We start from the raw sequence: 19,138 nt of genomic DNA on the forward strand, positions 1-19,138 counted from the left end.
GCAAATAATGAAGAAAATATTTTTACTTGTAATATGCATATTAAGCTTTAATATATATTACAGCCAATCACAAAGCCACAATGTGGGAGTTACCCAGCCAGTTCCTTCTGTATCGTCATTAACTACCTACAAAAATGTTCCAGTCTCTTTACAAACAGGAGTTCCCAATATATTATATCCTTTAATTAATCTGCCAACAAATAATAAATTTGTCAACATCAATCTGGGACTGAGTTATCATGTAGGAAACATTTCCAAAGACAGCTGGGTAAGTGAAGTAGGAAAAGGATGGTCAATTTTGGGATCAGGGGTTGTTTCCAGAGAGATTTTATATGACTTTGATGAGGTATTTGATGATGCAACCTTCCATCATTATATAAAAAATGAATTTGATGATATTTATAATTTTAATATCCCGGGAGAATCCGGGAAGTTCAGAATTGTAAGAAACGTTGCCGGGAATACGTTTGGGATAATAGCATTAAGTCCCTATACTTCCAAGATCGAATATACTAGAACAGATAATAGCGCTACATTAATCCTGGACTCTTTCACGATAACCAGCGATGAGGGAATTAAATATAAGTTTCAGGACTATAATATTTCGATGATGAATGTCTGGAGTTGGGATCATCCGAATTTGGGCAGCTATTATGTTGATAAAACATATAGAAGTGCATTTTACTTAACCTCTATATTAGATGAAAATGATCAGGAGCTGGTAAAATATACGTATCTGAAAGATATAAAATATATTACAGGAACCCAGACTGCAGAATCCCAAACCAATAAACTGAGCCGTATAGATGTAAAAGACCGCGGAATTGTAGAAATTAATTATACCAAAAATAAATTCGTCAATAAAAAGAATGACATCTTCAGCATTGATAATATTATTCTGAAGAATACCAGGAATGCATTTATTAAAAAATATAAATTTAATTATTCATATAATTCCGATCGTACTTTAGATTCTTTTACTCAAGTAGATAGCTATGAAAATGATATTGAAAAAACAAGTTTTGACTATCAGGGTTATAGCTTACCTTCAGGCGGAAGTCAGAGTTATTTCAATAAATTAAGAATAAAGCTGCCTACAGGTGGGGTTTCTGAATATAATTTTGAAGAAATCCCTTATGCATTTAAAGATTCGCTCACAACGGTTATGCCTCCGCAGGTTGACATTGCCAATATATCCTTTAATCAGTTTAATGCCAATACAAAAAAATATTTCTTTACAATTCCCCAGGATAAAGCATTAAATATAGAAATCTACGCAAATCAGATTTCAGGCTACCCTTGGTCATTAACTTTTTTTAAAAAAGTCGGAGATAATTATAATATAATGCCCTATACAGTAGGACCTGTAGTTGATGCAGACCCAAATTACCCAACAGTACAATCCAGAACACTTACCGCAGGTGAATATTATATTACGTTATCATCTGCAGTTCCCAATGCAACGTTTAGTGGTTCTGTAAATTTCAGGGCATTCTACTATGATGGGACTCCTTCTGAGGTTACCATCAAGGTTCCTACTGCATCCGCATTAAGAATTAAAAATATTAAATCCTTTGATCTGGATTACAATAATGTAAACGATGCTTCAGTTCCGTCAGGAATTGAAGAATATGAGTACAATACATTTGATGATCCTGATGTTTCAAGTGGCTATTTTGTAGATGGAGGCAGTGTATTAGGAAAGTCAGAAAGTGGTGTAGTTCCTGCTAATCCTGTAACAATTTATAAAAATGTAAAAGTTTCTCACGGAAATAATACAGGATATACCAAATATTATTTTAAAACAGTAGATGCTTACCCGACACAGCCTACTGAGGAACCTAATCGACCATTATGGCCTAATTATAATATTATGAGGGAAGGTCTTCTGGATAAAAAAGAAGTATATAATGCTACCAATCAAAAACAGACAGAAGATAATTTCGATTATACTTTTGAGGAATTCCCTGGTCCCAGATACCTGGTAACACCCATAAATTTAGGGGCCAACTTTTTTCTGAAAACGGCTTGGATCAAAAATCAAAAAGTAACATCAAAAAGCATATTCAATTCGGGGAGTATTCAAACTACGACTGAAACAGTAAAAAATACAAGCAATTATAAAACAAGTCTGGAAAGGAATACTTCTTTCGACGGCAGTATTCAGGAAACCACGTATAAGTATGCCTTAGACAAAAACAATCAAAAGCTCATTGATGCCAATATGGTAGGTCTTCCGTTAGACATCACCACTATAGTAAAGAAAAATGCTTCGGATACAGGAAAATTGCTGTCAAGAACAGAAACCAAGTATGACAATCCGGGAAACAAATATCCCTCTTCAGCTGTTTCTTACGATTCTCAGAATTCTGTGGCTTCCGAAGTAATTTTCAGCCGCTATGATGCAAAGGGAAACCTGGAAGAGTATACCACTAAAGACGGAATAACGGTTTCCGTGGTCTGGGGCTACAACAAAACACAGCCAATTGCGAAAATAGAAGGAGCCGCATACAGCCAGATTGCTCCTTATGTTTCCGATATCATCAGTAAATCCGATATGGCAATCGTTTCCGAACAGGATCTCCAGAATTCCCTTGATGCTTTCAGGAATAATACAAACCTTAGCAATTACCAGGTCACTACCTATCTGTTTGATTCCTTAAACAGAATGAAAACCATGACCCCTCCTACGGGAGTTCGTGCCGTTTACCAGTATGATGCAGCAGGAAGATTGCAAAAAATAGAAGATGAAACAGGAAAAGCACTGAAGAAATATGAATATAACTACGGACATTGATCATGAAAAATGAGCATTTAAAAACAAGAATTCTGCATCCTGACTTCTTATTTCTAACCCCTTGTATTTCTATTAAGATGAAAAAAATACTCTTACTATCCGGTCTTTTTTCTGCTGTCTTTTTACAGGCTCAGAAAACAACCACGGAAAACTATATATCCTCGACAGACTGTCTGAATGAAGACTGCAGCAAAAAAACAGAAACAGTACAATACTTTGATTTTCTGGGAAGACCCAGACAGGTTGTGAGTGTGAAAGCAACGCCTTTAGGAAAAGACATCGTAACCCCTGTTGTATATGATGATCTGGGGAGGCAGACCAGAACCTATCTTGCGGTTCCTCAAAGTTCCACTTCCAATGGAGCTGTTTATCCCCAGACTCCGGGAATGGTTCCTTTTCCTGTGGCTGATGCTACTGGTATCTATTCGGGTGAAAAAACCTATACAGAAAAAAATCTTGAAAATTCCCCGTTAGAGAGGGTCTTACAACAGAAACCAATTGGAAACGACTGGAATGGCAAAGCGGTAGTATTGGGTTATGATCTCAACACGGCTGCCGATCATGTCAAAAATTATCAGGTAACAGTCAGCTGGGATCCGACGGAAAAATTATACAAAAACGAATTACAGTACACACCCGCAGAATATGCAGCCGGTAAGCTCGTTAAAAATACGGTTACCGATGAAGATGGTCACAAAGTGGTTGAGTTTAAAGATGCCACCGGCCAGACCGTACTTTCCAGAAAAGTAATAGATGCCGTAAAAAATGCCGATACTTATTACGTATACAACGATTACAAACAACTGGCCTATGTGATCCCGCCACTCGCATCAGCTGCAGCTTTGAATTCTTCAGCAGTTGACAATACATGTTATCAGTATAAGTATGACAGTAAAAACAGGCTGGTAGAAAAAAAACTTCCCGGTAAAGGATGGGAATACATGGTGTATGACAGGCAGAACAGGCTGGTAGCTTCACAGGATGCTGTCCTGGGAAGTACCCAGAATAATTTTGCGGCCAAAGGCTGGATGTTCTCCAAATACGATGAGTTCGGAAGAGTGGTGTATACCGGTTTCTTTGCGAGTACAGCTTCCAGAATTGATATACAGACCACGATCAACACTATGTCTGTGAATCCGGGAAATAATGAAAAAAGAAATAATACAACCCCGATTATCCAGAATGGTGAAAGCATTTATTACACAAAAAATGCTTTTCCGACGGAAGGTATGACTATTTTAAGTGTTAATTATTATGATACCTATCCGCCTCTTCCCTCCGGAATCACGACCCCCGTTTCCATTATGGGTAAACCGGTCTTGAAACAACCCGGACAAGGCACGGCTTCTGTAACGACGAAAAGTCTTTTACTGGCCTCTTATATCAGAAATGTGGAAGACAATGCCTGGACAAAAACCTATAATTATTATGATGAAAAAGGAAGAACCATAGGATCATACGCTCAAAATCACCTTGGAGGATATACCAGAACAGAACTGGATATTGATTTTGCCGGAGTCACCAGACAGAGCAAAGCGTATCACAAAAGGCTGGCCTCTGATCCTGAAAAAGTAATCACCCAGACTTTCACCTATGACCACCAAAACAGGTTATTGGTGCATAAACACCAGGTGGATACCAATCCTGAAGAAATTCTGGTACAGAACGAGTATAATGAACTGTCACAGCTGAAAAACAAAAAACTGGGCGGAACAACTCTTTCACAACCTCTTCAGAATATTAATTATACCTACAATATCAGAGGCTGGCTGACCAAAATCAATGATCCTTCCCATCTTAATGGGAAGCTGTTTGGATATGAAATGAGATATTTCAATCCTGTGAACCCGAATATTGCCCCGGGAAGATTTACAGGAAATGTTACGGAGATCGACTGGAAAAATGCTTCCGAAGATGTACTGAAACGGTATAACTATGCGTATGACGGACTGGGCAGGCTTCAGGATGCCGTATATTCCGAGCCCAATGCCACTGTACCTTTTAATAATAATTATAATGAACACCTGACCTATGATCTGAACGGAAACATTAAAACATTAAAAAGAAATGCTTTCCCTGCAAGCGGTAGTACAACATCTGCTCAGGTAGATGACCTGATCTACAATTATACCGGAAACCGTTTAACCAAAGTGACAGAAAATGCATTGAACGACACTGGATATGAAGGCGGAAACAATACCATTTCCTATGATCTGAACGGTAATATGAAAGATATGCTGGATAAAGGAATCCAGTCGATTCAATACAACCATCTGAACCTTTCCAACAGCTATAGCATGCAGCAGACCAACGGATTGGGGCAGCTGCTGAACAGTACAGTGAGCTATCTTTACCGTGCAGATGGAACCAAGCTCCGTAAAACTTATTCCAGTGCTCCGCCAAGGGGATCTACCACCACCCGTATCACAGATTATCTGGACGGCTTCCAGTACAGCTACACGGAAGGAGGTGGAATATGCCTGGAATGCAGAACAGAAAGTGCCTATGAACAGCAGGCCTATAAAAGTGCATCCCTCGTATTTCCCGGAACTCTAACCCCGGAGTGGAAACTGGATTTTGTAGCCACCGCAGAAGGCTTTTACAGTTTCACGGAAAACCGCTATATTTACCAGTACAGAGACCACCTTGGAAATGCCAGGGTAACCTTTGCCAAAAGCAGTACAGGCGCTCCTGAAATTATTGATACCAACAACTATTATCCTTTTGGGCTGAACCATATTTCAGGGGCGTTCAGTACTTCAGGTTTTGGAAGCTTTTACAGCTACAAATACAACGGCAAAGAACTTCAGGAAACCGGGATGTATGATTACGGCGCCAGGATGCTGATGCCCGATTTGGGAAGATGGGGTGCCATGGATGCCATGTCTGAGAAATACAGCGCATGGAGTCCCTATAACTATGCCGTCAACAATCCTGTGATGGTGATTGATCCGGATGGGAATGATATCTCTTATTCAGGAGAAGCTGCACAACAGGCTTTCCGAGCGTATGTTGCAACAATGTCTACAAGTTCTGAAACTTCGGGAGGAAGCTCCTTTACAGGATTTGGTCGTGCTTTTGGAGAAGATCCAAAACCTGGTTTCTGGGGAAGAGTAAGCAATTGGTGGGATCGTTTGTTTGGCAGAAATAAAGGGGCTGATATTTTAACGCTTACAAGAGGAGCTGAGGTCTCCAGGGTAGTTGAAGTTGGAGAGCCAATACGAATTGCAGAATTTTTTTCAGCTCTAGAAGCAACTTCGGTAGCGGTTGGAGCTGTAACTTTAGGAGCTGTGTTAACACCTGTCATGATGAAAGATCCAGAATATAACTGGACAAGGGATTTACCTTTAACTGTACCTGTTACAACAACGGCTGATGAATCAGAGCCAGGAGAAATGATTACATTGTATCGAGGAGTTTCGTCGAAAGCTAAAGGCTCTATGTATTTTGAAGCATCACAAGGTATTGCTATACCAAATGGTTACAGACAAGTTGCTGCAACTTGGGGACCTCACAGTGACATGGAAGCACACGCCGGAGGAGATAATTTAAGTATCTGGACAAGTTGGAGTACAAGTAAAGAATCTGCTAGAGATTTTGCTACAGGCGTAGCAATGTATGAAAATGGAATTCCAGGAATTATCATTTCTAAACAATTTAAAGTTGGTACAGTACTCCCTAATCCGTATAATCCACAAGAAGCGGAATGGTTGGTTCCAGGCGTAGTATATGGAGCGAAAGTTGAGTATGTTTTACCCAGATAAAAATAAAACCTCAAAATATGTTAACTGAAGAAAAAATTTTTAATTTAATTAAAGAGAAAAGGAAATTTTTAGAAACTTTTGAAAACTATAAAGTTAAGATTAGTAATAGTAATAATTTTGAAAGAGAAAATCTGATTGGAGTATATAAAATTAGACAGTATACTGCTACTCGAACAGGAAATAATAAGTTGTCTGATGAAATGGGTACTCTGATCTTAAACCTGGAAAATTATACTGGAAATAAATTAAGATTAGTGAGCTTATTAGGAAAAACATATTATGGAATATATTATTTGAGTGAAAATTTTGATAAAGTTATTGGATATTTAGATAGAGAAATTGATGATAACGAATTTAATTTAATGAAATAATAATAGTTACTCCAAGCTGATTTTTGTACAGCTTATCTCCAAATTAATTAAAACCACTGTTTTTCAGTGGTTTTATAATCTGAAAATTATAAAGTAACGGCAATATGAACAAAAAATGTTGATCCCTGGAATAGTAATAGGAGAAACACCAATAGTCGTAAAATAAATGGAAACAAGCAATTTTCAAAAAATATTAAATTTATTTAAAAAGCAAAGTGATAATTATTTATGTGCAACCATATATAATTATTTAAATTCCATAGATAAACTTGAATATATTCTTATTGATAAAAATAAGGCAAATTCTATATATACAGTAAGAAATGAAATCAATAATACTGTAAATGAAAGTCTAAAAATTCAAGGCTATGATGACTTATTAAATAATCTTAATCAATTTGATAATAAAAAAGTAATTATTAGCAATTTTGATTATAACAAAAAGGATTTTACCATATTTATCAATGACAAAGAGACTCAAATATTAGGAATATTATGGCGGGATATCAATCAATAAAAAATAATATCCTTTGTTAAGGAAGAGCATATTACTTGCGTCTTTAAGTATAATGTGCTATCCTATAGTTAGACAACAAAATAAATTGTTAGTAGAGAAATGAAAGAATTAATTTATTCTAAAATAAAAGAATATGATCCTGAATTAGAAGATTTTGAAATCTCATACTCAAATCACCCTTTATTGTTGGATGATATGATTATGTCCTATAAAGGAAGAAATAAATTAGCTAAAAGCGAAAGTATAAAAGAATTAACATCTAATATTTTAAATAACTTACTTTTAATTAAAAATGAATCTATTGAATATGTAAAATTTGTTGTTGTAAGATATGATGTTACGAGTAGGCTATTTGTTTTTGCAGAAGATTATTCGAAGGTTTTTTTTGATTTTACATTTCCAACTGAAAACAATTCCAATTAGAAATTAAAGAAATATGGATATTTGGGTAATGTTCCAAACGTGTATTTAATAAATTAGAGTATTGATTTTCAATGCTCTAATTTTAAAAACATTATGGAGACAGTGGCTTTTCTGCAAATTCTAAACCGATTACGAGTGCTATTGATATTCCTATTACAACTACGGCTGATGAATCAGAGCCAGAATTTGAATATTTTTATAGAGCAATGTCATATAATGAGTACAGTAAAGCAGGTGGATATTTAACACAACGATTAAATGATTCAGGAATAGAGATGGGAGAAGGACCATACGTAATACGAAGGTTAGAATATGCACAAAAAGCAAGTTTTAGCTTTGGATATTCTGATCAATATGATATTATTGTTCAATATACTGTCCCAAGAGGTACTTATGAAATATTTAAAAATATTTCTCTTCCTGCCAGAGGAACAACAATGAGGCAAAGTGAACAATTAGGATTACCTATTAAAAAGAGAGAAGATGGTGATTATAACTTTTCCTTTTATGGTCGAAACACAGCAATTTTTAATTCAATCATTATAGGATTACCACAAATTATTTCAATAAAAAAATAAACATGCAAAATTTTAATTCATTTATTTCAATAATTGATAATGATAATGATGATCAAATTGAAGATTATAAAAAAATATTATTAAATAATCCTAATAATTTTTTTACTGAATTATCACATTTCGTTGTTGATAATTCAAAAGAATATGATAGGCTACAATATATTGTAGATTTATATAACATATTTGATAGTTCTCAGAAAGAGTTAGATATTGTGAAAAAAGTTGGAAACCTTATATTGTCATTGTATTTAGAAATAATTGATGATCTTATTAAAAATAAGGAAGAATATTCTATATACAGTTATATAGACTTTCTATACACTAATAATTTTTTTTTAAAAAAACACGAACAACTTTTCTTTGAAAAAAGTTTTAATGTTCTAAGCTCAAACTTAAATAAAGAAGAATCAAGTTGGTTTATTATTTCCTGCTACAGATTAGTTGATTTATATTTTCAATTTGATAAGGATAACTTTTATATTGAAAAATATTTAGACGTTGGTGATAACGAATTAATAAAAAAATATATACGGCTTAAGATCCACTAGCTAAATATTTTAATTTTTGATACATTAAAAAATTATTATTAAAGTTTTTAATTAAAAAGATAAGTATGATAACCACTGAAGAAGTTTTTAGTCTGATTAAACAAGAAAGAAAATTTTTGGGAGATATTAAAAAATATAAAATTAAGATTAGTAATAGTAATAATTTTGAAAGAGAAAATCTGATTGGAGTATATAGTATTAGAGAAGGAATAGCTATCAATCAAAAAAACTATAAGCTTGCAGAACAAATACATCAATTACTTATTGGATTAAAAAATGATTCTGGAATTGTATTAAAGGGTGTAACTATTCAAGGTAAAAATTATTCTGGAATGTATTATCTAAGTGGTAACTATGAAAAAGTAATTGGGTATTTAGAAAGTGAATTTGATGAAAATGGTAACTTAATATATTGAATCGATTATTGGTAATAATCTACCCTAAACTGGCGCGATCGTCTCGCTCGTATCTTAAATGAATTAAAACCATTGCTTTTGCAGTGGTTTTAATACTAAAGTTTACTTATAGGTAAAAATAATAAGGCCGTCCAAAAGTTGATTAAAACACAAATTTATTTAGATGCTGCAACAGATTTTGCAGAAACATCAATGAATGAAAAAACCTCTTATGAAGCTTCTTTTGGACTGTGGGGTCTTTTAAGAGAAAATTTTAATATACAAGGACAGTTTATGGGGAAAACTAACTTTAGTTTTTATTCACTTGGAAATAAAGTAGTAATTATGGCGTTTGATTCCAAGTCGGTTTCATCATACTCCCTTAATCCTTTTAATAAGGGAAGAAAGAAATATACCAAGGAGTAAAGGTATAGCCATTCCCCAAAGTACAACTCATCAAACATATATCTGGTGGACAACAAAAAGCAATTTATTTAAATGAAAAAGATAATATTTTTAGCACTCTCATTATTTTTTTATTCATGTTCTAGTAATACAGACGAGATTTTAGGAAAATATGAGTATAAGGGGAAACAAACTCTTGATTCTATTATTATTGAGAAAAATGTATATATACATAAAATCTACAATAAGCAAGGAAAACTAATGTACCAGGGGAATTCAACTTGGGAATTAAATGATAACAGAATAATTTTTTATAACTTTTATAATAACGAGGATTATAATTTGACTGATTTTTTAACAGAGGAGCAAGCAAAAAAGTTTTTAATCAGATTTTCTTGCCCGATCTACAATGAAAACAAACAAACTGTAATTCAAGCAAACTCAGACCAAAATATCCTCTATTATAAAAATTGATCTGTTTTCACCACCACAGCTGAGCAAAGTCACTTGACTTTGAGCCAATAATAAAAGTAATTCCTATACAATATGCTCCAAAGTCGGGAGACTTCGGAGAGCAGGGGGTACGATGTCAAATAAATTTTTTAATTCCATTTGGAATGGAAAAGCGGATGGTTTAAGTGCATATAAAGTTTTAAGTAAAACAGAAGATGTTGTTAATAATGGATATTTAAGATCAAATGGAACACCTATTAACGGCAAGATTAATCAAATTATTCTTAAAAAAATAAGATAAATATGTTTGAAAGTTTAATACACAGTAAAAATATAGATGAGATTCATACCTCAGATGCATATTTTGGTAAAGTTTTATTAAATGGTAAAAATTTATTGATTCCCTATATAAATTTGGGGATTTCGAATCATGAATTAAACGAAAGTAATAATCTTAAATTCATAGATTACTGTTATTTCGTTGCCATAGATTTTTCTTTTCTTAAAATTAATGATAATGTTATTCTTGATAATTTAAAAAATAAATATAATCCTTTAGAGTCTAGTTATCTAGGAGGATATGATATGCTTGGAAATCAAAATGTATTTGATATTGAGGTACAAGCCAACAAAAGATTTATACAATTAGTTAAGGATTACAAAATTAATGAACAAATATGGATACCTTTAAAAGAACTTTCATTTCCAATAAATTTAGACATAGATACATTAAATAATTTTGTCAATAACAAAAATTTGCCTGAAAATTTAATGATATTGTTTAAATAGAAAAATGAGTTTGACAATAGGAGTATTGCACGATATTATAGCAAATGCCGGCTAATAATTTTACATTTCACATTATTGATGATTAGGAGGGGAATGTTTTCCTTCTTGTTTCGTGTCTTATAAATAATTAAAATCATTGCTTTTGCAGTGGTTTTATACCCTTCTTATTTAAAAACAGCACAGGCGCTCCTGAAATTATCGATACCAACAATTATTATGCTTTTGGGCTGAACCATATCTCCGGACCGTTCAGTACTTCAGGTTTTGGAAGCTTTTACAGCTACAAATACAACGGCAAAGAACTACAGGAAACCGGGATGTATGATTACGGCGCCAGGATGCTGATGCCTGATCTGGGAAGATGGGGTTCCATGGATGCCATGTCTGAGAAATACAGTGCATGGAGTCCTTATAACTATGCCATCAACAATCCTGTGATGGTGATTGATCCGGATGGGAATGATATACAAACCTATACAGGGGATGCAGCAGTAGCATTTGGAAGAGCTTTGCAAATGAATATGTCTACAAGTTCTGAAACTTCGAGAGGAAATATTTTTACGGGGTTTGATCTTAAAGGTTTTAAAAAATAAATAATATGAATATGAAAAAAGATATCATTAAATATATACCATCATTATTGTTGTTAATAAATATTTTTATTTATTTAATGTTTCATTTTCTATTTAAATATGATTTTAATAGAAAATTATATTATGAGTTTCATGCAACTGTAATTCCTATTTTAATAATTGTTAATATTTTTATTTCAGTATTAGTTTTTATAATTCTTTATAAGAAAAGATATTATGATATAATATATTATCCCCTATTTCCTATTCTTTTTTATATTGTATTTTTATTATTTCATTATTCTTGATCTTTAAATAATTCTTTAACTGACTGGATTATATTGATTGTTTGATAATACTGGTTTATACTTTTTTAAGATCCTATATATGGTAATTTAAAATACAGAAATCTGTATTTGAAATGACATATGAAATGAAGCAGAAGAAAGAGAAGCGCCTATTGGTGAAAGATATTTGAAACCAATTGAATATTATAGAAATGCAACAGTACCATTAAAATAAATTTAATATCTAGTTATGAAGTTAATAATAAGAATAACAAAAATAGTAGTAGGATTTTTCTCTTATCTGTTTTTAAGTATTTTATATCAAAAATCTTTTGGCCAAGAACCTTTTAATAATGCTTTTTCAATAGGCCTACCAAGATTTTACTTTGAGTTTTATTCAAGTGATTGTCAAAAGCTTAATGGAAGTAGTATTGGACAATTCATAATTAATGTAGCTATTTATACAAGTATAGTTCTATTATATTATAAATTTATTTTTAAAAAGAAAGTCAGATAAATGTACTGGTCATAAATTAGAGTATTGAACTCAATACTCTAATTTTAATGATACTGTGGACAGTTGGTATTGTGTGTCACAAAACAGGTGCGAGCGTCTCGAGCATGTCTTCTGCTAAGAATAATTGCAAGACAAAGGTTTTATTCTACCATCATATAGACTTACATCCAGCTACGCAAAGTCTCCTGACTTTGAGCCAATAATAAAAATAATTCCTATGCAATATGCTTCAAAGTCAGGAGACTTCGGAGAGCAGGGCAAATAAGGGATCTAAAACAGTCTCTTTGATGATTGGCAATGGAAAAGCTCATCCATATTATAATGATAAAAACAATATGATTTCTGCATTAAGTCATGAGGGCGGAAAAATAGGTCACTTAACAGTAAATCCTGATGATATTAATATATCTAAACTAGATTTAGCAAAAGAACATATTAAAATTTATGAATATCAAATGGCTTCTCCTCTTTTTAAGTAAACGACACCTGAATTTCAAAAATTAATGAAAAAAAATTATAACGATGATAAATGGTATTATAACACGTACAGGGCAAAGTAAATTTAAAATTTATGTATTTCTATTGATTATCTTATTTATATCATGTAAGAAACCTATGTTAAAGAATGATGATGTTGTTTGTTCTTTCCAAAATTTAGTATGTGATTATTCAAAAGATAGTATAAGGATAAAAAATGTAGAAACTTTTTTACTTTTTGGGAATCCAACAAATGATACCCTTAAAATTTCTCTTAAAGATTTTCAAACAAACTATCGACATATTTATGAAAAAGATACATTTAAGATAAATTTTGAAGCATTAACTCCAATTTCTATTCCACCACATGATTCCCTAGGGTTACCTTGTGTGTCAACAATTGACAGGAATTTTGATAAAAAAAATACAATCTTTGAAAAAGGTTTTTCAGTTATTAATGTTAGATCCCAAAAAGGAGTTTCTCATGCGCCGGGCTATAGATTAAAACAGGTACATGAGTTTCAATTATATCAAAAATGGGGAAAAAGAAATGATAATATAAGTTTATGAAATAGTAAATCTTTGGATTAATGCTACCATCATCAACCAATCTCTGAAAGCAGCAAAAGAGATGAAGGGATATGAATTATTTTATAATAATTTCACTGTCGTTACCGGAGTATTTTATTATTTGGATTATAATAATTGTAAAGAACTTCAGGAAACCGGGATGTATGATTACGGCGCCAGGATGCTGATGCCGGATCTGGGAAGATGGGGTTCCATGGATGCCATGTCTGAGAAATACAGTGCATGGAGTCCTTATAACTATGCCATCAACAATCCTGTGATGGTGATTGATCCGGATGGGAATGATATTTCTTATTCAGGAGAAGCGGCACAACAGGCTTTTAAAGCCTATGTTGCAATAATGTCTACAAGTACTGAAACTTCGGGAGGTAATATATTTACTGGTTTTGATTTTAATTCTTTTTTAGATGATATTACTGTAGATTATCGTGGTAAGATAATAAAAATTGATGCTAATAATAAACCTAATCGTTTTTTGATGAAAAAGGATAGACTGAAAGCAACTCCGAAATTCAAAAAAAAGTAATTAACCCAACCTCAAAGAACGTTTTTAAACAAGCTATAACACCACCATCTATACTAACAAGACCTAGATTTTAAATCGAACAACTTAAATTAATAAATATGAAGAAAAGTATAAGTTTAATTTTATTACCTTTTTTATTTTCGTGCCAAAATATTAGTAATGAAGATATATATGGAAAATATTCACCCATATCATACAAAAATACATATGACACTTTAACGATTAACAAGGATGGGGTTTATAACAGAGTAATTTACAATATAAAAGGGAAGAAAGTGTTGAATTACAATTCGAAATACAAATTAGAAGGTAACACAATAAAGTTTAATGATTTTTATTTAAATTTTGATAAAGATTTAATTGCCTTTCCAGAAGATGTGAATGATACTGATATGACCTATACTACTTTTTTTGAGAAAAAAGATAAGAATATTATACTTTGCTTTGGCTACCATGATGGGGAGAATTGTTATAAAAAGATTATAGAATAAAAAAAACACTGAACAAAGCCCCAACTGGCAAAGTCTCCTGACTTTGAGCCAATAACAAAAGTAATTCCAATACAATATGCCCCAAAGTAGGATAATAAAACAAAACCACTGCATTGCAGTGGTTTTTATCATTTTATTGGAAGTTTTATCTCAAAAAGCCTTACTTATCAAGCAGCTTCTCCAGTCTGCTCATCATTTCATCCTTTTCCTTCAGCATTCTTTCGTAAAGCGCGATTTTTTCTTCGTGAAGTTGAACAATTTTATCAATAGGATTAATATTTTGAACTTCGATTCTATTATTAAACATTGCATTATCTGAAAATGTACAGGAAATTAGGTTCACCGCCTGTTCCTCATCAAAATTCTGAAAAGCTTCTACGGGGATTTTCAGTACTTCGGATATTTTTTCCAGCAGTTGGTTTTCAATGGTTTCTCTTTGTTCAAGTAAAGAGATCTTTTTTTGGTTCCAGTCGTCGCCCAGATCAAGTGCCAATGCTTCCTGCTTGATGCCCAGCATTTCTCTGAAACGTTTTACATTTCTTCCCTGATGTATTTTGTGATCCATTCTTTAATCAATTTGTGAAGACTCAAAGATACTACATTCTGTAAAGTAAAGGTGAAAAAATGTCCGGTAAAATATTCGCATTGCGGTTACTCTTTTCTTAAAGCATCACGAGCCACTCCATAACCGCTCTCTGCTACTTTATGGAAACAGGCTATCTCAGAACGTTTTAATTTCCTAACTTTGTAGTTCTCAACAATAATCAAACAAATATGTCAATCACCAGCGAAGATCAGATGCTCGGAATGCAAAAAGTAAGTGAAGCCGTTGCCTTTACTTTGAAAAAGATGACAGAATATGCTGAACCCGGTATGACCACAAAAGATCTTGATGAATACGGAGCCAAAATACTGGAAAGTTTCGGGGCAAAATCAGCGCCTTACCTGACCTATGGATTCCCGGGCTGGACATGCATCAGCGTAGATAATGAATTCTGCCATGGTATTCCCACAGATCAAAGAGTGTTGAAAGAAGGTGACCTGATCAATATTGATGTTTCTGCTGAGCTGGATGGATATTGGGCAGATAACGGCGGATCTTTTGTCATTGGAAAAGATATTCACGGACATCAGAAACTGGTGGAGGCATCCAAAGACATTCTGAGAAAGGCGATCAGTAATATAAAAGGCGGTGTAAGAATAGCAGACATAGGACATTTAATGGAAACCGAAGCGAAGAAAAGAGGTCTTAAAGTCATTAAGAATCTTGCAGGCCACGGAGTAGGAAGAAGCTTACATGAGCAGCCTGATGAATTGCTTAACTACAGAAACCGTTTTGATTCCAGACGTTTTAAGAAAAACGCTGTGGTGGCCATTGAAACATTTATCTCCACAGATTCCACAATTGCTGTGGAATTAAAAGACGGATGGACCATGGTAGGCAATAAAGGCGGTTACATGGCCCAGCACGAACATACCATTGTAATTACCGACGGAAAACCCATCATTTTAACCGAAATGAATGAAATCCTGAATTAATTAAAGGATGTTTATTCATAGTTGATAAACCGCAAAGACGACAAAGTTTTGTTGATGAAATTTTCACATTATTTCCCTGCTGAAAATCTTCGATTTTCTTGCGCCTTAAAAACGTATCATAATTAAAGTCCCTTGCGCCCTTGCGTTAAAACAAAATAATAAACACTATTGAAATCATAAAGCTTCATCCAATCAACTTGTTGATTCCATCTTTGCTCCCTTATATTCAGCATTAAGAATAGAAAACTTTGCGTTTCCAGTAAAACTTGCTAAGAAATGTCATTGACAAGATTAAAATCTTTCAGCACACGCTCATAATCCGCTGTAAGTCTTCTTCAATATGATAGATTTCCATCATCATTTCCCTGCTGAAAATCTTGAATTTTCTTGCGCCTTAAAAAAAACATATTATCGTTTAAAGTCCTTTGCGCCCTTGCGTTAAAACAAAATAATAAACACCATTGAAATCATAAAGCTTCATCCAATCAACTTGTTGATTCCATCTTTGCTCCCTTATATTCAGCATTAAGAATAGAAAACTTTGCGTTTACAATAACATCCGCTTTTAAAGCATTTCATTGACGGAATTAAAATCTTTCAAAATACTTTCATAATCCGCTGTAAAACCGTTTTCCATAGTTCCCTCAATGCGGTAAGTTTCTACGTCCGTAATTCCTGCATAACTTCTGAAAACATCCGCAAGATAAGCTGAAATATAATCCGGTGAACCTTCAGCACTTCTGCCACCGGAAGCAACAGCAAGATATACTTTTTTCCCTTTAAGCTGGCCCACGCGATTCCATTGTTCATCAAAAACATAAGTAATTCCTACGCGGATCAGCTGGTCAAGCCAGGCTTTCAGAGGTGTGGAAATTCCAAGGTTGAAAACCGGTGTTCCAATGACAATAATATCCGCTTCACGCACTTCATCCACAATCAGATTGGCATACGAAAGAAGCTGCCCGCTTTGTTCATCGTATAATTCAGGGTGTTTATAAAACTCATGAATGGACACTTCATCTGCATATGGAGGGGCATCTTTAACTAAGTTTCGTAGAGTAATCTTGTTGATGTTACCTTTTTGTAACAGTTTTTCCAGAATGGCTGAGCTTAGCTGGTTACTATAAGACTTTTCTCCTCTTGCGCTGGAGATAATGTGCAGAATATTCTTCATACTTTTTTATACTGATGACGATCTTGCTTTCATTAAGGGGACCTATCTGTTTATTTTTATCTCATTAATTGATATAGGTTGTTTGAAAAAGCATGGTTTTTAAATTGCCAGACACCCGATACTTTACTATATTTATTGAATAAAATCACTTCACAAACTATCTACTATGAAAAAATTTCTTTTAATCCTTCTGGGAATCATTGTCGTTCTGGCTGCTGTTGTATTGATTAAAACCTATACTTATCCGTTTAAGAAAAATAATATCGGAGCAGGAGAAGGTTGGAAACCTGTAAAAAATGACTCTGCGGTAATGAGGCTGTCAGGAGGAATAAAGGTTCCCACAGTTTCTACAGGTAGTCTGGGTGAATTCGACTATGCGCCGTTTGATCAGTTCAAAGCTTATTTAAAAACATCTTATCCGTTAGTTTATCAGAATACAGAAAATGTTGAGGTGAATCAGTATGGATTGGTGTTCAGGCTTAAAGGAAGCAATCCTGCTCTGGAACCCATTTTATTCCTTTCCCATATGGACGTTGTTCCTCCCGGAGATGCAGATGTCAAAAATAATGAAGAAAATGTATTCCGGCCGGATGACAAACCGCTTGATCCTGTTTCAAAAGTAGCGGAAGACTGGGATTTTGCCCCTTTTTCAGGAGCGGTAGCCAATGGAAGAATCTACGGAAGAGGAGCAATAGATATGAAAGGAATGCTTTTCTCCTTGATGGAATCTATGAATTCTATGATTAAAAACAAACAGATTCCTCAGCGTGATATTTATCTGGCTTTCGGTTTTGATGAAGAAGTGGGCGGGCAAAAAGGAGCCGTTCAGATTGCAGATTATTTTAAAAAGAAAGGATTGAAATTCGATGCTGTTTATGACGAAGGAGGATTGATCATGAGGAAAGGAAATGTAGCAGGAATTGATACTGATGTTGCCGTAGTAGGGTGTGCTGAAAAAGGCTTCCTGTCAGCAAAGATAAAAGTAAAAGGTCTAGGCGGACATTCTTCTATGCCTCCTATGGAAAGTGCTATCGGGAAAGCAGCTGTCATCATGCAGCGTTTGGAGGATGATCAGATGAAACCAGTTATTACCCCGTTAATCAAAGAATTCTTTAATAATATTGGCGGTGAAATGCCTTTTACTACAAGAATGGCGCTGGCCAATCAATGGCTTTTAAAACCGGTATTGATCTCACAGCTCACCAAAAACAATACCACCAATGCATTGGTAAGAACCACCACAGCATTAACGATGATGAAAGGAAGTGACGGGACCAACGTACTTTCTCCTGAAGTGGAATTTGTGGTTAATTTCAGACTGCTTCCCGGAAATTCAGTGAAAGATGTAAAAGATCATATTGCGAAAGCTACTGAAGGTTTTGATGTGGAAGTAGAAGAAATTGATAATACCAGAGAAGCTTCCGCTATTTCTCCAACCAATACAAAAGCTTTTAAAATAATAGAAGCAGGCGTTAAGGAAATTCATCCCGGAGCGATTGTTACGCCATACCTTACCATGGCAGGAACGGATGCAGGTAAATATGAAATCGTAAGTAAAAACGTTTACCGTTTCATGCCGATCAAGATCAACAGTGCCGAACAGCAAAGCATTCACAGCACCAATGAATATCTCAGCATTGAAAACTATCTGAAAATGATCCACTACTTTGAGTATGTGATGAAGAATTATGATAAATAAATGTCAATGGTGAACGGTCGGTTCGCTGTGTTTGTGAATTTAGTATAATTTCGCATCTTATTAAACGCAGCGTTCGCAAAGTTTTTTATGATGTTTATTTTTTTTCGATCGCAGAGGTGTTTCACTCAGCAATGGATAAACTAATGTCCTGGCTGAACGAAGTGTGTTTGCGAACAAATAAATTCTGCATAGTAATAAACCTTGCAAACCTTGCGTTAATACCCA

The 19,138-nt window shown here is 34.0% G+C and carries 20 protein-coding genes; 18 read left to right on the forward strand and 2 right to left on the reverse strand.

Annotated features, from left to right (window positions below):
* The first annotated feature begins 7 nt into the window (after positions 1–7).
* From EL165_RS20600 to EL165_RS20675, 16 genes are all read left to right on the forward strand, one after another.
* Positions 8–2,797 (forward strand): RHS repeat domain-containing protein, encoded by a 2,790-nt coding sequence (locus EL165_RS20600; protein WP_164720345.1) that lies wholly within the window; start codon positions 8–10, stop codon positions 2,795–2,797.
* 77 nt (positions 2,798–2,874) lie between these two features.
* Positions 2,875–6,561 carry a DUF6443 domain-containing protein gene (locus EL165_RS20605; RefSeq protein ID WP_228370590.1) on the forward strand — a complete coding sequence of 1,229 codons (3,687 nt, stop codon included), beginning with the start codon at positions 2,875–2,877 and terminating at the stop codon, positions 6,559–6,561.
* A gap of 17 nt (positions 6,562–6,578) precedes the next feature.
* Positions 6,579–6,932 (forward strand): hypothetical protein, encoded by a 354-nt coding sequence (locus EL165_RS20610; protein WP_002984683.1) that lies wholly within the window; start codon positions 6,579–6,581, stop codon positions 6,930–6,932.
* A gap of 166 nt (positions 6,933–7,098) precedes the next feature.
* Complete coding sequence (locus tag EL165_RS20615; RefSeq protein ID WP_002984681.1) at positions 7,099–7,449, forward strand: hypothetical protein; 351 nt, start codon at positions 7,099–7,101, stop codon at positions 7,447–7,449.
* A gap of 99 nt (positions 7,450–7,548) precedes the next feature.
* Positions 7,549–7,872 (forward strand): hypothetical protein, encoded by a 324-nt coding sequence (locus tag EL165_RS20620; RefSeq protein ID WP_002984679.1) that lies wholly within the window; start codon positions 7,549–7,551, stop codon positions 7,870–7,872.
* 206 nt (positions 7,873–8,078) lie between these two features.
* Complete coding sequence (locus EL165_RS20625) at positions 8,079–8,450, forward strand: hypothetical protein (RefSeq protein WP_002984678.1); 372 nt, start codon at positions 8,079–8,081, stop codon at positions 8,448–8,450.
* 2 nt (positions 8,451–8,452) lie between these two features.
* Complete coding sequence (locus EL165_RS20630; RefSeq protein ID WP_002984676.1) at positions 8,453–8,998, forward strand: hypothetical protein; 546 nt, start codon at positions 8,453–8,455, stop codon at positions 8,996–8,998.
* A 65-nt stretch (positions 8,999–9,063) separates the two neighbouring features.
* On the forward strand, positions 9,064–9,414 hold the full coding sequence (locus EL165_RS20635) for a hypothetical protein (RefSeq protein ID WP_002984675.1): 351 nt from the start codon (positions 9,064–9,066) through the stop codon (positions 9,412–9,414).
* Positions 9,415–9,552: 138 nt separating this feature from the next.
* Complete coding sequence (locus tag EL165_RS20640; protein WP_002984672.1) at positions 9,553–9,819, forward strand: hypothetical protein; 267 nt, start codon at positions 9,553–9,555, stop codon at positions 9,817–9,819.
* 72 nt (positions 9,820–9,891) lie between these two features.
* Positions 9,892–10,272 carry a hypothetical protein gene (locus EL165_RS20645; RefSeq protein ID WP_002984670.1) on the forward strand — a complete coding sequence of 127 codons (381 nt, stop codon included), beginning with the start codon at positions 9,892–9,894 and terminating at the stop codon, positions 10,270–10,272.
* A 282-nt stretch (positions 10,273–10,554) separates the two neighbouring features.
* The gene (locus EL165_RS20650; RefSeq protein WP_002984667.1) at positions 10,555–11,040 is read left to right on the forward strand and encodes a hypothetical protein; all 486 of its coding nucleotides are present in this window, start codon (positions 10,555–10,557) and stop codon (positions 11,038–11,040) included.
* Between the two features lie 236 nt (positions 11,041–11,276).
* Positions 11,277–11,633, forward strand: coding sequence for an RHS repeat-associated core domain-containing protein (locus EL165_RS20655; protein ID WP_232529198.1), 357 nt, complete (start codon positions 11,277–11,279; stop codon positions 11,631–11,633).
* A gap of 1,007 nt (positions 11,634–12,640) precedes the next feature.
* The gene (locus tag EL165_RS20660) at positions 12,641–12,895 is read left to right on the forward strand and encodes a hypothetical protein (protein WP_002984661.1); all 255 of its coding nucleotides are present in this window, start codon (positions 12,641–12,643) and stop codon (positions 12,893–12,895) included.
* A 43-nt stretch (positions 12,896–12,938) separates the two neighbouring features.
* Positions 12,939–13,463 carry a hypothetical protein gene (locus EL165_RS20665; RefSeq protein WP_002984659.1) on the forward strand — a complete coding sequence of 175 codons (525 nt, stop codon included), beginning with the start codon at positions 12,939–12,941 and terminating at the stop codon, positions 13,461–13,463.
* 61 nt (positions 13,464–13,524) lie between these two features.
* Complete coding sequence (locus EL165_RS20670; protein WP_002984658.1) at positions 13,525–14,010, forward strand: RHS repeat-associated core domain-containing protein; 486 nt, start codon at positions 13,525–13,527, stop codon at positions 14,008–14,010.
* Between the two features lie 98 nt (positions 14,011–14,108).
* Positions 14,109–14,501, forward strand: a complete 393-nt coding sequence (locus EL165_RS20675) for a hypothetical protein (RefSeq protein WP_002984656.1) — start codon at positions 14,109–14,111, stop codon at positions 14,499–14,501.
* A gap of 160 nt (positions 14,502–14,661) precedes the next feature.
* On the opposite strand, the gene EL165_RS20680 is transcribed toward EL165_RS20675, so the two are convergent.
* Complete coding sequence (locus EL165_RS20680; protein ID WP_002984654.1) at positions 14,662–15,066, reverse strand: helix-turn-helix domain-containing protein; 405 nt, start codon at positions 15,064–15,066, stop codon at positions 14,662–14,664.
* A gap of 209 nt (positions 15,067–15,275) precedes the next feature.
* On the opposite strand from EL165_RS20680, the gene map reads away from it, so the two are divergent.
* The gene (gene map / locus EL165_RS20685) at positions 15,276–16,040 is read left to right on the forward strand and encodes a type I methionyl aminopeptidase (protein WP_002984652.1); all 765 of its coding nucleotides are present in this window, start codon (positions 15,276–15,278) and stop codon (positions 16,038–16,040) included.
* Positions 16,041–16,605: 565 nt separating this feature from the next.
* On the opposite strand, the gene EL165_RS20690 is transcribed toward map, so the two are convergent.
* Positions 16,606–17,214 carry an FMN-dependent NADH-azoreductase gene (locus EL165_RS20690; protein ID WP_002984651.1) on the reverse strand — a complete coding sequence of 203 codons (609 nt, stop codon included), beginning with the start codon at positions 17,212–17,214 and terminating at the stop codon, positions 16,606–16,608.
* A 166-nt stretch (positions 17,215–17,380) separates the two neighbouring features.
* Between EL165_RS20690 and EL165_RS20695 the strand changes: the two genes are divergently transcribed.
* Complete coding sequence (locus tag EL165_RS20695; RefSeq protein WP_002984649.1) at positions 17,381–18,913, forward strand: M20/M25/M40 family metallo-hydrolase; 1,533 nt, start codon at positions 17,381–17,383, stop codon at positions 18,911–18,913.
* Positions 18,914–19,138 lie beyond the last annotated feature (225 nt).

The organism is Chryseobacterium gleum, from assembly GCF_900636535.1.
Taxonomy (GTDB): domain Bacteria; phylum Bacteroidota; class Bacteroidia; order Flavobacteriales; family Weeksellaceae; genus Chryseobacterium; species Chryseobacterium gleum.

What these genes read in the sequence shown, in the direction of transcription:
- EL165_RS20600 (WP_164720345.1), top strand. Translation starts at nt 8, where the DNA reads ATGAAGAAAATATTTTTACTTGTAATATGCATATTAAGCTTTAATATA.
- EL165_RS20605 (WP_228370590.1), top strand. Translation starts at nt 2,875, where the DNA reads ATGAAAAAAATACTCTTACTATCCGGTCTTTTTTCTGCTGTCTTTTTA.
- EL165_RS20610 (WP_002984683.1), top strand. Translation starts at nt 6,579, where the DNA reads ATGTTAACTGAAGAAAAAATTTTTAATTTAATTAAAGAGAAAAGGAAA.
- EL165_RS20615 (WP_002984681.1), top strand. Translation starts at nt 7,099, where the DNA reads ATGGAAACAAGCAATTTTCAAAAAATATTAAATTTATTTAAAAAGCAA.
- EL165_RS20620 (WP_002984679.1), top strand. Translation starts at nt 7,549, where the DNA reads ATGAAAGAATTAATTTATTCTAAAATAAAAGAATATGATCCTGAATTA.
- EL165_RS20625 (WP_002984678.1), top strand. Translation starts at nt 8,079, where the DNA reads ATGTCATATAATGAGTACAGTAAAGCAGGTGGATATTTAACACAACGA.
- EL165_RS20630 (WP_002984676.1), top strand. Translation starts at nt 8,453, where the DNA reads ATGCAAAATTTTAATTCATTTATTTCAATAATTGATAATGATAATGAT.
- EL165_RS20635 (WP_002984675.1), top strand. Translation starts at nt 9,064, where the DNA reads ATGATAACCACTGAAGAAGTTTTTAGTCTGATTAAACAAGAAAGAAAA.
- EL165_RS20645 (WP_002984670.1), top strand. Translation starts at nt 9,892, where the DNA reads ATGAAAAAGATAATATTTTTAGCACTCTCATTATTTTTTTATTCATGT.
- EL165_RS20650 (WP_002984667.1), top strand. Translation starts at nt 10,555, where the DNA reads ATGTTTGAAAGTTTAATACACAGTAAAAATATAGATGAGATTCATACC.
- EL165_RS20660 (WP_002984661.1), top strand. Translation starts at nt 12,641, where the DNA reads ATGCTTCAAAGTCAGGAGACTTCGGAGAGCAGGGCAAATAAGGGATCT.
- EL165_RS20665 (WP_002984659.1), top strand. Translation starts at nt 12,939, where the DNA reads ATGATAAATGGTATTATAACACGTACAGGGCAAAGTAAATTTAAAATT.
- EL165_RS20670 (WP_002984658.1), top strand. Translation starts at nt 13,525, where the DNA reads ATGAAGGGATATGAATTATTTTATAATAATTTCACTGTCGTTACCGGA.
- EL165_RS20675 (WP_002984656.1), top strand. Translation starts at nt 14,109, where the DNA reads ATGAAGAAAAGTATAAGTTTAATTTTATTACCTTTTTTATTTTCGTGC.
- EL165_RS20680 (WP_002984654.1), bottom strand. Translation starts at nt 15,066, where the DNA reads ATGGATCACAAAATACATCAGGGAAGAAATGTAAAACGTTTCAGAGAA.
- map (WP_002984652.1), top strand. Translation starts at nt 15,276, where the DNA reads ATGTCAATCACCAGCGAAGATCAGATGCTCGGAATGCAAAAAGTAAGT.
- EL165_RS20690 (WP_002984651.1), bottom strand. Translation starts at nt 17,214, where the DNA reads ATGAAGAATATTCTGCACATTATCTCCAGCGCAAGAGGAGAAAAGTCT.
- EL165_RS20695 (WP_002984649.1), top strand. Translation starts at nt 17,381, where the DNA reads ATGAAAAAATTTCTTTTAATCCTTCTGGGAATCATTGTCGTTCTGGCT.